General features: G+C 40.9%; 12 protein-coding genes. 7 read left to right on the top strand and 5 right to left on the bottom strand.

From position 1 onward, the window contains the following. Positions 1-46 precede the first annotated feature (46 nt). The 3 genes from NE848_RS01405 (at position 47) to NE848_RS01395 (ending at position 5,223) form a co-directional block, all read left to right on the top strand. Complete coding sequence (locus NE848_RS01405; protein ID WP_252110429.1) at positions 47-2,563, top strand: M14 family metallopeptidase; 2,517 nt, start codon at positions 47-49, stop codon at positions 2,561-2,563. 154 nt (positions 2,564-2,717) lie between these two features. Further along, positions 2,718-4,508 carry a TrkH family potassium uptake protein gene (locus NE848_RS01400; protein WP_252110428.1) on the top strand — a complete coding sequence of 597 codons (1,791 nt, stop codon included), beginning with the start codon at positions 2,718-2,720 and terminating at the stop codon, positions 4,506-4,508. Positions 4,509-4,515: 7 nt separating this feature from the next. Next, positions 4,516-5,223 carry a potassium channel family protein gene (locus NE848_RS01395; protein WP_252110427.1) on the top strand — a complete coding sequence of 236 codons (708 nt, stop codon included), beginning with the start codon at positions 4,516-4,518 and terminating at the stop codon, positions 5,221-5,223. Here NE848_RS01395 and NE848_RS01390 read toward each other — a convergent pair whose 3' ends face one another. Next, the gene (locus NE848_RS01390; RefSeq protein WP_252110426.1) at positions 5,224-5,562 is read right to left on the bottom strand and encodes a tRNA-binding protein; all 339 of its coding nucleotides are present in this window, start codon (positions 5,560-5,562) and stop codon (positions 5,224-5,226) included. It lies immediately after the preceding gene. Between the two features lie 76 nt (positions 5,563-5,638). Between NE848_RS01390 and NE848_RS01385 the strand changes: the two genes are divergently transcribed. Continuing rightward, entirely contained in the window at positions 5,639-6,196 is a 558-nt protein-coding gene (locus NE848_RS01385) for a thioredoxin family protein (protein WP_252110425.1), read from the top strand. Between the two features lie 95 nt (positions 6,197-6,291). Further along, on the top strand, positions 6,292-6,936 hold the full coding sequence (locus tag NE848_RS01380) for a peroxiredoxin (protein WP_252110424.1): 645 nt from the start codon (positions 6,292-6,294) through the stop codon (positions 6,934-6,936). Between the two features lie 23 nt (positions 6,937-6,959). Here NE848_RS01380 and NE848_RS01375 read toward each other — a convergent pair whose 3' ends face one another. From NE848_RS01375 to NE848_RS01365, 3 genes are all read right to left on the bottom strand, one after another. After that, a complete protein-coding gene (locus NE848_RS01375) occupies positions 6,960-7,505 on the bottom strand; it encodes a YfiT family bacillithiol transferase (protein ID WP_252110423.1) in 546 nt (181 codons plus the stop codon). A 65-nt stretch (positions 7,506-7,570) separates the two neighbouring features. Continuing rightward, positions 7,571-8,503, bottom strand: a complete 933-nt coding sequence (locus tag NE848_RS01370; RefSeq protein ID WP_252110422.1) for a peptidylprolyl isomerase — start codon at positions 8,501-8,503, stop codon at positions 7,571-7,573. A gap of 36 nt (positions 8,504-8,539) precedes the next feature. Next, positions 8,540-10,171, bottom strand: a complete 1,632-nt coding sequence (locus NE848_RS01365; protein ID WP_252110421.1) for an amidohydrolase — start codon at positions 10,169-10,171, stop codon at positions 8,540-8,542. Positions 10,172-10,318: 147 nt separating this feature from the next. Between NE848_RS01365 and amrB the strand changes: the two genes are divergently transcribed. Together amrB and NE848_RS01355 are read left to right on the top strand one after the other, a co-directional pair. Further along, complete coding sequence (gene amrB / locus NE848_RS01360) at positions 10,319-11,377, top strand: AmmeMemoRadiSam system protein B (protein WP_252110420.1); 1,059 nt, start codon at positions 10,319-10,321, stop codon at positions 11,375-11,377. Between the two features lie 10 nt (positions 11,378-11,387). Beyond that, positions 11,388-12,779, top strand: a complete 1,392-nt coding sequence (locus NE848_RS01355) for an amidohydrolase family protein (RefSeq protein WP_252110419.1) — start codon at positions 11,388-11,390, stop codon at positions 12,777-12,779. Positions 12,780-12,782: 3 nt separating this feature from the next. On the opposite strand, the gene NE848_RS01350 is transcribed toward NE848_RS01355, so the two are convergent. Next, the gene (locus tag NE848_RS01350) at positions 12,783-14,504 is read right to left on the bottom strand and encodes a TonB-dependent receptor (protein WP_252110418.1); all 1,722 of its coding nucleotides are present in this window, start codon (positions 14,502-14,504) and stop codon (positions 12,783-12,785) included. Between the last annotated feature and the right edge of the window lie 12 nt (positions 14,505-14,516).

The following is a 14,516-nucleotide window of genomic DNA, read 5'->3' as shown; positions in this document are numbered from 1 at the left end:
AAATAAGGACGGTTTTTTTTATCTTAGACATTCCAAAAATAAAACTATGAGAAACCTTATTATCTTCTTTATTCTTTTATCAACTACTATTATCCATGCTCAGCAGGAAGAAGTCTCTTTGGATTATTATCTACCAGATGATGTCTCCTATAATCCTGAAATCCCCACTCCACAGGAAGTGATTGGCTTTGTACCGGGCGAATGGCATGTGAGTCATGACAGGCTTTTGATGTATATGAATAAACTAGCCGAAGTTTCGCCGCGCATTCAAATTGAAAATCGTGGTTTTACTTATGAAGGTCGCCAGCTCGTCCTGCTAACCATTTCGTCTGAGGAAAATCTCGAAAATATTGAAGAGATCAGAAAAAACCATGTAGCCCTTGTAGAGGAAAATTCGGAATCAAAAAATACTGAAGAAATGCCCATTGTAATAAATCAGGGCTTCTCTATTCACGGTAATGAGCCCAGCGGTTCCAATGCTGCTTTGCTTTACACCTATTACCTTGCCGCGGCAGAGGGTGAAAAAATTGAAAATGCCCTGGAAAATACTGTGATCCTCCTTGATCCCTCCTTTAATCCGGATGGATTGCAGAGGTTCGCTTACTGGGCCAATACCAATAAAAGCAAGAATATCAATCCCGATCCGCAGGACAGAGAATATAATGAAGTGTGGCCAGGCGGGAGAACCAATCACTACTGGTTTGACATGAACCGGGACTGGCTGCCTGTACAGTTACCCGAATCCCAGGCTAGAATTGCAACTTTTCATAAATGGTATCCAAATATCCTGACTGACCATCATGAGATGGGATCTAATTCTACTTTCTTCTTTCAGCCAGGTATTCCTTCAAGGACACATCCTCTTACTCCCCAGAAGAACCAGGATCTGACCAAAGAAATAGGAACCTACCACGCTGCCGCCCTTGATGAGATTGGCTCACTATATTATACAGAAGAAAATTATGATGATTTTTACTACGGAAAAGGCTCTACTTTTCCAGATATCAATGGAAGTATAGGAATCCTTTTTGAGCAGGGAAGCTCAAGGGGCCATGCCCAGGAAACCGATAATGGTATCCTCACCTTCCCTTTCACCATAAGGAATCAGTTCACGGCGGCATTATCAACTTTGGAAGCTGCCCAGAAAATGAGAACAGATCTTCTTGATTACCAGAGAAATTTCTTTAAGAATGCACGTCAATCAGCTGGAAATGGCGCCTATGCTTTTGGCAATTCAAGTGATCCTGCAAGTGCATACAAGCTTGCTGAGATCCTGAAAAGACATAAAATAGAAGTGCATGAACTTGCAGATAATTTCAGTGAGAACGGAAAACAATTCGAAAAGGGTTCGGCATATATAGTTCCAAAGAACCAGCGCCAACACAGATTGGTAAAAGCAATGTTCGAAAGAAGAACAAAGTTTGAAGACAGTCTATTTTATGATATTTCAGCCTGGACATTTCCGTTAGCCTTCAACCTTGATTACACAGAGGAAGCATCTATGAGAAATGCAGGTGCAAAGATAGAGGAGCTAAAGATGCCTTCCCCACAATTGCCTGAAGAAAGCGATTATGCCTATCTCCTTAACTGGCACAATTATTTTGCTCCAAAGGCATTGAATCAGATCCTGGAAAAAGGTCTGCGTGCGAAAGTAGCAATGGAAAACTTTAGTCTTGATTCTAAAAACTATGGCTATGGTACCATTATGATCCCGGTACAGAACCAGAAACTTAACAAAGCAGATTTGCACAAGTTTTTAAGCAATGTTTCCAAAGAAACCGGTGTGAAGATTACAGCCATAGGAACAGGAATGACAGCTGGCATCAACCTTGGAAGTAATCAATTCAGGGCTCTTGAACCTCAAAAAGTAGCTATAGTTGTTGGAGGATCTATTACCCCTTATGATGCCGGTGAGATATGGCATCTATTCGATCAGCGCTATGACATGAAAATAACCAAACTGGACGTAAGGGAGCTTGACAATACCGATCTGCACGAATACACAGATATCATTATCCCAAATTCGCGAGGCGGAGGACTTGAGAAAGAAATAGCGAATAAGCTAAAGGACTGGACTAAAGCCGGAGGTACAATTATCGCTTATAGAAATGCGGTAAACTGGATGAAGAAAAACGATTTTATCGATTTTGAAACTAAAAAGAATGAAATCACAGCTAAAAATATAAGTTTTGAGGAACAAGGTGATTTCAAGGGAGCTCAACATATAGGGGGAGCCATTTTTGAAACAAAAATTGACAGAAGTCATCCAATCGCCTTTGGCTATAAGAATGACAGGCTTGCAATGTTCAGGAATACTACCATTTTTATCGAGCCAGATGAACAGAGCTACAACAATCCTATCCAGTATACGGAAAATCCTTTACTGAGTGGGTATATAAGTAAACCTAACCTGGACTCAATAGCCAATACAGTTCCATTTAAGCATAAAGATCTGGGACGAGGAGAGGTTATGTTATTCACAGATAATACTAACTTCAGGGCATTCTGGTATGGAACCAACAAATTACTTATGAATGCTATTTTCTTCGGAAAAGAGATGTAAAGCCTATTCATAGTTTAGGGAAATTTTAGCAGTCTTGTATCAAATTTGGATAACTTTGTAAAAGACTAAGCTGATTCAGGAAGTCCGAAAGTCTGTTTTTCGGACTTTCTGAGTTATTAGAAATAGCCTTCTGCATGCTAAAAACTACCCTTAAGTGAAATTTTCAGGATTCAAAAGCTGGTTACAGAACGAAAGGTTTTTAAAGTATTTGAGTGCTTTTTCCTTTCTGCTAAGTTTCATAATAATCCTGGTTGCCATATTTGACCTTGGCTTCAAACATGGAAAATATGAAGAACAACAGCTAAGGGATTTCTACTTTATCACCCTGTCGGCAGGGCTAGTTTTCATTCTTGTACGACATTTTATATTTAAATTAAGTCATCGACTAAAGGTAAAAATATTCGATTCCGCCTTCGGGATCCTATTTGGACTTTTATTGATTATGCGCATCGATGTCTTCAGGGAAAACCTTATCCTTCTTGAGTTCCTGAACCAGATGGGCTATGTGTATCTCGCCGTATTTATTTATTTTATAAGGGAATTTTCGACCTTTGAGCTTAGCTTTAACCGTACCTTGTTAAATCCCGCCCAGCTATTTATAGCCAGTTTTTTATCGCTCATCTTTATTGGAACCGCACTCCTAATGCTTCCTAAAGCCACTGAAGGGGATATTAGTTTTCTGGATGCTCTTTTTACAGCTACCAGTTCGGTTTGTGTTACAGGCCTTATAGTTGTGGATACCGGCTCTTATTTTACTGGGTTTGGGCAAACAATCATTTTGCTTTTAATGCAATTAGGAGGCCTGGGAATAATGACCTTCGCCAGTTATTTCAGTTATTTTTTCAGAGGCCAGACTTCGTATGAGAACCAGATCATGCTAAAGGATGTCACAAAATCAGAAAAGATCGGAGAAGTTCTGAGCGTGCTGAAAAAGATACTTTTCATAACGGTAATAGTAGAATTCATAGGTTTTATTCTTATATATTTCAGCCTCAGCAAAAATGAGATAGCCGCGATCTCAGACCGATTGTTCTTTTCTGTGTTTCATGCCGTAAGCGGATTTTGTAACGCGGGTTTTTCAACCCTTGAGCAAAGCCTCTACGATCCTGCCTTTAGGTTCAACTATCCTTTACATTTAATCATAGCTTCCCTTTTTATACTGGGAGGGATCGGTTTTCCAATCCTTCTTAACCTTTACCGCTATGTGATCTATTTGTTTAAGAATAAGATATTACACCTGACTAAAAAACGGGAATCGGTTCATTCGCCCTGGGTGATCAACCTGAATACGAGGATCGTGATATTTACCACCACAGTACTTTTAATGGTTGGTACCACGGTATTCTATTTTTTTGAGTACAACAATACCCTGGCAGAACATAACTGGTTTGGGAAAATAGTCACTTCCTTTTTCGGAGCATCTACTCCCCGAACCGCCGGGTTCAATACGGTAGATACCGGTGCATTGAACTTCAGCACATTGATGATAATTTTTCTGCTCATGTGGATCGGGGCTTCCCCCGCTTCTACAGGAGGAGGAATAAAGACAAGCACCATAGCTGTTGCAACGCTTAATTTTCTTAGTCTTGCCAAGGGAAAGAACAGAATTGAGGTTTATAAAAGGGAGATAGCGGAATCCAGTATAAGAAGGGCCTTTGCAATCATATCACTATCTTTAATGGTAATTGGGATTTCTGTATTTCTAATAGCCTCTTTCGATAATGACAAGAGTCTTTTGAGTATAGCTTTTGAAGCATTTTCAGCTTACAGTACGGTGGGGCTCACTACAGGAATTACCAGTGACCTCTCTTCTCCCTCGAAACTGGTAATAATTTTCACCATGTTCATTGGGCGTGTAAGTATGTTAACAATCATGATAGCGATGTTGAGAAGGGTACGGCATATGAATTACCGCTATCCAAAAGATGAAATCTTAATCAATTAATAAGAGAATGAAATATATAATCATCGGTTTAGGAAAATTTGGATCGGCTTTAGGAGAAAAGCTAACCGAAATGGGCAATGAAGTTATCGGTGTTGACATTAGAATGAATAAGATAGAAAACATCAAGGAAAAGATCACTCATGCCATAAATCTTGATGCGACCGATCCGGAAGCGGTAGGAAATTTACCTTTAAAGGATGCAGATGTAGTGATCATTGCTATTGGTGAAAATACCGGATCTAATATAATGGCCGGAGCCCTCATGCAGAAAATGCAAGTGAAAAGGATTATTGGCCGTGTGGTAGACCCTCTTCAGAAAACGGTACTTGAAGCCATGGGAATTAATGAGATCATCCATCCCGAAGAAGAAACCGCCGAAAGATGGGCCAAGAGACTTAATCTTGAAGGAGTGGTAGACAGTTTTGAGCTGGACGGCAGCTATAGTATTGTTGAAACCAGGATTCCGAAAGAATATCATGATAAGTCCATCAAGGAATTAGAAATAAAAGATCAATTCAATATCATTGTTCTTACCACTATGAAAGTGAAAAATGAAAAGAATGAAATGGGTGTGGATACCGATAAATCTACGGTTCAGGGTATTGCCAGGGCAGACACAAAGCTATATAAAGATGAGATCATGGTGCTTTACGGTCATAATAAAGACATAAAAAAGCTGCTGGATGAACATCGCAAGTTTAAGGAAGGTATGTAATTAGCCTATTTGAAGACCATTTGGAACTCTCTGATCCGGACTTAAGAGCACAACATCCTTGTTTTCTCCCATCACCCCAAGTACAAGGCATTCACTTTTAAAACCGGCTATCCTTTTAACGGGAAAATTTACCACGGCAATAATTTGTCTCCCATGCAACTCTTCCTGAGTATAACGGCGGGTGATCTGAGCAGAAGACTTTTTCTCTCCAATCTCATCCCCAAAATCAATTATAAGCTTATATGCAGGATCTCGTGCTTCAGGAAATGCTTCAGCAGAAATTATGGTTCCTACTCTCATTTCTACTTTTTCGAAATCATCCCATTGGATCTCTTCCATACTGATAATTTAAGACTATCAAAATAGAGAATATTCGGCATTAATTCGGCTTTAATCTTTAATTTTATGGAAAAAGATGGCGCGTACTGCTTCAAATATGATCCAACTGGGAACCACGGCCCCATGCTTTAAACTGATGGACACTATCACAGATCACCTCTATACACTGGATGAAGTAAGGGGTGAACGGGGAACTTTGGTAATGTTTCTTTGTAATCACTGCCCATTTGTTAAACATGTGAATGATGAAATAGTGCATTTGGCAAACGATTATCGCCCACTGGGTTTTGGCTCGGTTGCCATTATGAGCAATGATATTGAAAGCTATCCCGAAGACAGGCCAGAAAAGATGAAAGAAGTGGCTGCAAAACACCAGTATTCATTTCCTTATCTGTTTGACGGGACCCAGGAGATTGCAAAGGCTTACGATGCCGCTTGCACACCCGATTTCTATCTTTTTGATGATGAGTTAAAGCTTATCTATCGCGGGCAGATGGACGACAGCAGGCCTGGCAACGGTATACATCCCAGTGGTAGAGATCTTAGAGAAGCCATGGATGCCGTTTTGAACAACCGCAAGGTTTCAGATATACAAAAGCCAAGTATAGGCTGTAACATAAAATGGAAAAATTAATTTAACCAAATCTTTAATTTCCCGGAACTTATTTTTATTAACTTTAATATCCTATAGATTTAATAGGTTTTATTAATAACTAAAAATCATTGATTATGAGTGAGTTGAAATTAGGAGACAAAGCCCCAAACTTTGATGCCGAAACTTCCGAAGGAAAGATCAATTTCTATGATTACCTGGGAGATAGCTGGGGAGTGCTCTTCTCCCACCCTGCAGATTACACCCCGGTGTGTACCACAGAACTGGGAACGGTGGCAAACTATAAAAAGGAGTTTGAGAAACGCAATGTGAAAGTGCTGGCCCTGAGTGTTGACGGATTGGAATCTCATAAAGGCTGGATAAAGGATATCAATGAAACCCAGAACACCACAGTAAATTTTCCTATTATCGCCGATGAAGATAAAAAAGTATCAAATCTTTACGGGATGATCCACCCCAAAGCAGATGATACCCAAACGGTAAGATCGGTATATGTGATAGGGCCGGATAAGACAATCAAATTAATGATAACCTACCCTGCCAGCACCGGAAGGAATTTCGATGAAATTTTAAGGGTAATAGATTCTCTTCAATTAACAGCATATAACAAAGTGGCGACTCCCGCCAATTGGAAACATGGAGAAGATGTGGTGATAAGTCCATCGGTGACCAATGAGGAAGCCGATAAGATGTTCCCTAATGGCTATAAGACCCTGAAACCTTATCTTAGAATGACACCGCAACCTGAATTGAAGAAGTAAAGTTTATTATAAAAAGGCTGGATTTATTTCCAGCTTTTTTTAATTAAAATATTCTCGATATGAGCATAATGATGTTCACTATGCCAGGCATACATTCCCAGAAGCTTTAATAGCACGATCTTATTTCCTGTCTCCGGATGCACGAACTCCTTTTCAAAATCTGATGAACTAAGGCTTTTCAATAGAAACGCCCATTTTCCATGCAAGCCTCTAAGAAAATCAAGTGAATATTCAACGGGTGCCGATATGCTATCTTCTAGCTTTGCAAACAGATCCTGATCATAAGCTTTTATGGTTGGAGTATCTTCTGTAAGTGTCCATTTGAACCTGAGAAGAGCGTTCATATGACTGTCAGCAATATGATGAACCAACTGTCTTATGGTCCAGCCATCGGTACGGTAAGGTGTATCCAGTTGTTCATTATCCAGAGGCCTGATAGCCTTATCCAGTTTTCCGGGTAACTCTTCGATGGTTTGGATCCAATTCTCAATAACAGATTGAGAAACATCATCAGGAAATTCGTATTTCCCAATGGGATATTTTAAATTTTCAAGTTCTTCTGTGGTCATATATAAAAATAAAAAAACGCGCTGATTTCTCAGCGCGTTTCATTTCAAATTTTTAATAAGGAAGTCTATTTGACATCCATCAATTCTACATCAAAGATCAGGACCGCATTCGGAGGGATAACTCCTCCTGCTCCTCTTTCTCCGTAGGCAAGATGAGAAGGGATCACAAGCCTGGCCTTATCCCTTACTCTCAGTAACTGGATTCCTTCGTCCCAACCCGGGATCACATGGCCTACCCCAATAGGGAATTCGAGAGGTTGATTTCTCTTATATGAAGAATCGAAGACCGTACCATCGGCCAACTGACCTTTATAGTGAACAGAAACACTGTTACCTTTTTCGGCTTTCTTACCGTCTCCTTTTTGAATGATCTTGTAACGGAGTCCGCTTGAAGTCTTTTCAAAACCTGCGGCAAGTTTATCCAGTTCCTCTTCAGCTTTCCTTTTCGCTTCCTCTTCTCTTTTGGCTTTTTCAGCATTAAATTCCTCAAAAGCCTTTTCAGCATTAAAGTTTTCGGCTTCTGATCCTTCACGGATGATCTCAAGTTTCTCGATCTTATCTCCCTGCTGTATCTTATCTACCACTTCCTGGCCTTCTACCACATTTCCGAAAACCGTATGTTTTCCATCAAGCCAAGGGGTTTCCACATGGGTAATGAAGAACTGACTACCATTGGTTCCAGGCCCGGCATTCGCCATTGATAATTTACCCGGCGCATCATGCTTCAGGTCCGGATGGATCTCATCATCAAATTTATAACCTGGTCCTCCGGCACCAGTACCCTGGGGATCGCCACCCTGGATCATAAAATCGGGGATCACCCTGTGAAATTTCAGTCCATCGTAATATGGTTCTCCCTGGTCTTTTGCTTCGTTATTGATCTTTCCTTCGGCAAGGCCTACAAAGTTCCCAACCGTGCCCGGAGTTTTTTCGTATTCCAGCTCTACAAGAATCTCTCCTTTTGAGGTATGGAATTTGGCATATAATCCGTCGTTCATTTTATTGGTTTTATATAAAGTGCAAAGATACCCAGTTTAATTTTTATACACCTGCTCTCCGTTCACAAAAGTGTGCAGTACTTGGGTTTCGGGAACACTATCTATCTCAACCTCCATAATATCACGATCAAGGATCACAAAATCGGCAAATTTTCCTGGTTCTATACTTCCCTTTTCGTCTTCTTCAAAATTCGAATAGGCTGCCCAGATGGTCATACCCTTCAGGGTTTCTTCTCTGCTAAGCGCCTGTTCCTTCATAAAGCCTCCTTCCGGATAATTTTCGGTATCCTGGCGATCTACCGCAGCGTAAAATGTTAGAAACGGATTCACCTGTTCCACCGGAAAATCGGTTCCCAGAGCTACAAGACCAGCCTGGTCCAGCAATTTCTTATAGGCATAAGCCCCTTTGATTCGCTCTTCTCCCAATCTGTCTTCAGCCCAGTACATATCGCTTGTGGCATGAGTTGGCTGTACCGACGGAATGATATTCTTACTGAAATAATGAAAATCGGAAGAATCTATTACCTGAGAATGCTCTACTCTCCATCGGCGGTCATCCCCGGTATTTAAGAGTGAATCGTAAGTTTTGAGAACAAGGTAATTGGCAGAATCACCAATAGCATGAGTGTTCATTTGAAATTCAGATCTGGCGATCCTTTCAGCAGTGGCTTTAAATTCTGAAACAGGAGATAATAAAGCACCAAAATGCCCGGGCCTGTCGGAATATTCATCTTTTAAGGCTGCCCCCCTTGATCCAAGCGCGCCGTCTCCGTAGAATTTCACTGATCGTACATTCAACCTATCCGTCTTATATGGCCCTTTATCAAGGTAATAATCAAGATTCTCTTTAGTATTGCTCACCATAGCATAGATCCTGATCTTTAATTCTCCTGAATTGTTAAGACTGTCAATCAGTTCTATAATCTCCCTGTCTATTCCCGCATCATCCACGGTGGTTAGTCCGTAACCAAAACAGATCGCCTGGGCATCACGCAGCGCTTCCGCCTGGGTATCAAGGTCAACATCGTCGGTGATCTTTTCAATGAGCATCATAGGATTATCTACCAGGATTCCGGTGAGTTTACCGTCTTTTTGCTCGATATCCCCTCCTTCGAATTTAGTTTCAGTAGTAATATTCGCAGCATCAAGTGCAGCCTGGTTCACAAGCATGGCATGGCCATCTATTCTGGTAAGAGCAACAGGGGTATCCGGAAATAGGCGGTCAAGTGTATCCTTCACCGGGAATTCCTTGATCTCCCAGTCATTCTGATCCCAGCCACGTCCTACAATAAAATCTACGCGATTCTTCTGTTGAAACTCCACGACTTTCATTACGACCTCCTCGAAACTTTTAGTTCCAGTAACATCTACACGCTGTTGTTGCATTCCAAGACCGTAAAAGTGAGCATGGGCATCAATAAAGCCAGGATAAACAGCCTTACCACCAGCGTCTACCTCTTCGGTGAATTCATATTTTTCCCGTAAGGCATCTATTGGAGCAATTTCGAGAAATTTACCATCCTTTACCGCAAAGGCTTCTGCTTTTTCAAAATTACCATTAACCGTATAGACATTTGCATTGAAGACCAGCAGATCTGCTTTTTCTCTGTTTGATTCACAGCTGGACAACAAAACAATAAGACTTATTAAACCGATTAGTTTATTCATTTCATAAAATTTTAGCTAAAAATAAAGAAAGTGTTTCAGAACTATCGAGCGATGGCTGAAATAATCAGTTTTCTCTAACTATTTGGGAATAAATTGATATTTTAGAATGCTTCGTAGAAAAGCAGCATCTTTAAAAATCCCTTTTTAATGAAATTAAAAATCTGTGTATTCCTGTTCTTAACCTGCCTTAGCCTTTCCGCTCAACATTCCTCAGAATATCAAATAAGAGAATTTCATGATTCCATAGGCTTTGCCAAACATGGCTGGCAGATGGACAGCATCATTTCCAGAATAGATAATTCAGATAAAAAGCCGGTTAATGAAATCTATAAAGCAGTTATAAGTCCTCATGACGATTATAAATATGCAGCCGGTCTATACGCTAAAACCCTTTCCGGAATAAAAGCGAATACGGTGGTATTGATTGGTGTTGCTCACCGTGCGAGGAATTATGAACTACAGGACAAACTGATCTTTGGATCGTATGACGCATGGGAGGCACCTTACGGAAACGTAGATATCTCTCCATTAAGGGACAGACTTCTCGAAAAAATTCCCAGTGAGTCCTGTGTGGTTCATAACGATATGATGCAGCTGGAGCATTCCCTGGAAGCAATAGTTCCATTTCTGCAGTATCAGAACCGAAAAATTAAAATACTTCCTCTACTTGTGCCTTATATGAAGTTTGAGGACATGCAGAAATTTTCAGAAATGCTGGCCCGGGCTTTATCTGAAATAATGCAGGAAGAAGGCCTTAGTTATGGCGAAGATCTTTCAGTAGTGATCTCTAACGATGCGATACATTATGGAAGCGAGGACTGGGGTGGCAGTAATCTGGCTCCTTTCGGCACAGATGAAACCGGAAACCGGAAAGCTCACGAGAAAGATCTCAGGATAATTGACGAGACCCTGAAAGATGAACTTTCAGAAGAAAAAATAAGGGATTTTAACAATTACACAGTCCAGGAATATAATTATAAAGAATATAAATGGACCTGGTGCGGCAGATATTCAGTCCCTTTCGGACTTCTTTTCGCCAACAAGCTGAACAGGCTCATCAATAATGAGGATCTGCAGGGAAAAATTATCGATTACCGTTCCAGCCTCAGGAATGAACATATTCCTGTAAAAGATCTTGGAATGGGAACAACCGCTCCCTCAAAACCTACCCACTGGGTGGCATATTTAGGAATGGCTTATCAATAAAATACTTCAAATGAAAAAAATCATATTCAGCTGTTTTATTCTTTTTCTATTTCTTTCCTGCAAAGAAGAGGAAAAGAAAAGAAGTTTTGACCTGCTCATCACTAATGCGAGCATCGTAGATATAGCAAAAGATCAGATCTATGAAAAAAGATTCCTCGCTATTAGCAATAACACCATTCAACTAGTTGAGAATATGGAGGAAATTGAAGAGTATGAATCCTCCGAGGTACTGGATGCGGAAAATAATTTTGTAATGCCCGGACTCTGGGACATGCATGTACATTTTAGAGGTGGTGACAGTCTTATTCAAGAGAATAAGGAATTGTTAAAGCTCTTCCTTGCTTATGGAGTTACGACTGTAAGGGATGCCGGAGGTGATATTACTCCGGCGGTTCTTGATTGGAAGAAAAGTATTTTAGAAGGTAGTCTGGCCGGACCTCATATTTTCACGAGTGGCACCAAACTGGACGGGGAGAATCCGGCCTGGGAAGGTTCTATACCGGTTACAAATTCTGAAGAGATCGGTAAGGCCCTAGATTCCCTCGAAAAAATCAATGTGGATTATGTAAAGATCTACGACGGTAGTTTAACAGCAGAAACTTATTATGACATCATAGACAAAGCTGAAGCAAGAGGTTTAAAAACTACCAGTCATGTACCGATGAGTGCGCGTCTGCTGACTGCCGTAGATCATGGCCTGGATGGGGTAGAGCATTTATATTATATCGCAAAAGCAGGCTCTCCTCTGGCCGATAGTCTTTCCAGGGCCGGCGTGGGATACCAGATGATGCCTCAAATTGCTGAAAGCCATGATGAAGAACTGGCAAATGAAGTATATACGAAACTAGCCGCAAATGATGTGAGCGTCACTCTTACCCTTCATATTAATAAGGTTCTGGCCAATATTCTTAAAGACGACCATAGCAAGGATTCGCTAAGAAATTATGTAGGCGAAGGCATCCAGAAAACCTATCAGAAACGAATACAAGGTGCTAAAAGAGCTAAGGCCTCCGGCAGTAATTTCAAGGAAGGCCTGGACGAACTTTTTGCTTCCATGGTGGTTCCTATGTACGAGAATAATGTGAACATCCTGGCCGGATCAGATTCCGGGGCCTTTAATTCTTTTGTCTATTCAGGGGAGTCACTTCATCTTGAATTGGAGGCCATGGTTAATTCAGGATTAACTCCGGCGCAAGCTCTGGAAACTTCATTTATCAACGGACCCAAATTCTTCGGTCTGGAAGATAGTTACGGAAGTCTTGAAAAAGGAAAAATAGCCGACATGATCGTTTTGGAAAAGAATCCGCTGGAGGAAATAAAAAACACCCGGAGCATCAAGTTTGTCATTAAGAACAACAAAATTTACACCCCGGGTGACCTATTAAAGAATCTAAACAATTAGATCTTAAAAATCGAACTTGTAAGTGGCTCCTGCCAGAAACTGAATTCCCTGAACATCATAATCCAGCCATTTCTGATAATTATTATCTAAAAGATTGCTCCCTTTTACAAACGCTGAAAGCTGTTCGTTAAAGCGATACCCAAGATGGGCATTCGCATCAAAATAACTATCCAGGGTAACTACGGGATCATCAAAAACGAGACTAATAGAACGGGCCTCGTCCTTGCGCTCCCCTACGTAGAATAAATTAGCGCCTGTATACCATTTTTCAGTGATCTGGTAATCTGCATTAAGGCTGGCCTTCATATTTGGCAGGTTCCATGCCTCCGTCTCTTCATCTGTAGTATAATCAAAGACTTCAGCATTTATTCCTAATCTGAAATCACGATTCACATCCACATTCAGTTCCCCATAGAAAGAAAGAGTCTTTACGTCATCATAGACCACTTCAAAACTGTTTCCATAAGTATAAGCCTCTCCTTCCAGGGTTGAAGCATCATAATTCTTCTTGAACAATGCCTTATTGAATTGTGACTTATAGCTTCCCCTCAAATTATAGGAAACCGCATTGCTGAATTTTCCTTTTCCACCGATATATCCTTTATACTCATTATCGGTAGGCATTATATCCAGCGTTGGAGAGACGTATGGATTCTCCTGGAAAAAGTTGTAATAGGTGTTCTGCTGAAGATTTCCATCTATACCCGCGTAAGCCGTGAAGTAATCGCCGGCAAGCCTGTAACTGGCCGAAACTGCCGGATAGATATAAAAACTCCCGTCACTGGCTTCAGCATCCAGGCCATATACGAAATTCACTCCAAGGTCAATACTCAGATCATCTCTAAGGATTAAAAGGCTTGGATTAAAGTTGAAGTTCATAAATGTATAGTCATATCCTATATTGGAATCATACATTCTGTCGAACTTTCCATTCACAATATCGGCACCCAGTTTGGTTGAGATGAGTTCATCGGCGATCTCAATCTCAAAAAGGCCTTCCGCGTTAAAATGGTTTTCGGCGGTACTATAAGAGTCTCCCGAATGGCGGAAACGTGCCTTTGCACTATCAAAGAAAGAATCGTAAAGTTCAATTTCACTACCTACGTAAACTGAGTAGTAGTTCTGTGCAGGATCAAGTTCAGCCAATTCGGCAGGGGTGGAAACATTATATTCCGGCAGACCGTACCAGTTGAATAACTGGTGCTCTCCTCCTACTTCAGCCATCCAGCCAAGATCACGATTCCTGGTATTATAGCTCAGGTTCATTTCGGTATCGTAGAACTTGTCGTCAAGTTCTACCCCTTCTATTCCTCCCTGGGAGGAATTATGATTCAGGTAAATTCCAAAATTACTGCTTCGGTCTATTTCGAGATTCGAATAGAATTCGGCCAGGACATTTGAATAATTTCCGAATCCCAGCGTGGCATAGTTATCATAAACCTTTGGAGGTCTTTCTCTTTCCACCGTGGTCGCTCTTCCCTTTGCTGGAGTAAAGGTTGAAGCTACCGGCACTGAAAATATCGAATACTGTACTTCTTTCTTCTGAAGGCTTACTGAATCGTTCCTGCTGGGCGTTTCCTTTATTTTGTTCGCATCGCTTACCGATGGGGTATAGGGTTTTACTACAGTTACTGTTTCGCTACCAATTGGGTCCTGCGCATAGAGGATCCCGCTAAATATGAACAGACTAAAGAACAGATTTTTCTTGATTGCTTTAAATCGCATATAGCAGTGAAT

This window comes from Gramella jeungdoensis (assembly GCF_023805255.1).
GTDB classification, from domain to species: Bacteria; Bacteroidota; Bacteroidia; order Flavobacteriales; family Flavobacteriaceae; genus Christiangramia; species Christiangramia jeungdoensis.
Note: the sequence above shows the minus strand (reverse complement) of the source record. Positions and strands in the feature narration are given on the sequence as shown.

Bases quoted from the DNA above. Each gene is read 5' to 3' on its own strand.
- NE848_RS01370 (WP_252110422.1), bottom strand. From the start codon at position 8,503: ATGAACGACGGATTATATGCCAAATTCCATACCTCAAAAGGAGAGATT.
- NE848_RS01350 (WP_252110418.1), bottom strand. From the start codon at position 14,504: ATGCGATTTAAAGCAATCAAGAAAAATCTGTTCTTTAGTCTGTTCATA.
- NE848_RS01380 (WP_252110424.1), top strand. From the start codon at position 6,292: ATGAGTGAGTTGAAATTAGGAGACAAAGCCCCAAACTTTGATGCCGAA.
- NE848_RS01390 (WP_252110426.1), bottom strand. From the start codon at position 5,562: ATGGAAGAGATCCAATGGGATGATTTCGAAAAAGTAGAAATGAGAGTA.
- NE848_RS01385 (WP_252110425.1), top strand. From the start codon at position 5,639: ATGGCGCGTACTGCTTCAAATATGATCCAACTGGGAACCACGGCCCCA.
- NE848_RS01405 (WP_252110429.1), top strand. From the start codon at position 47: ATGAGAAACCTTATTATCTTCTTTATTCTTTTATCAACTACTATTATC.
- NE848_RS01355 (WP_252110419.1), top strand. From the start codon at position 11,388: ATGAAAAAAATCATATTCAGCTGTTTTATTCTTTTTCTATTTCTTTCC.
- NE848_RS01395 (WP_252110427.1), top strand. From the start codon at position 4,516: ATGAAATATATAATCATCGGTTTAGGAAAATTTGGATCGGCTTTAGGA.
- NE848_RS01365 (WP_252110421.1), bottom strand. From the start codon at position 10,171: ATGAATAAACTAATCGGTTTAATAAGTCTTATTGTTTTGTTGTCCAGC.
- NE848_RS01375 (WP_252110423.1), bottom strand. From the start codon at position 7,505: ATGACCACAGAAGAACTTGAAAATTTAAAATATCCCATTGGGAAATAC.
- amrB (WP_252110420.1), top strand. From the start codon at position 10,319: ATGAAATTAAAAATCTGTGTATTCCTGTTCTTAACCTGCCTTAGCCTT.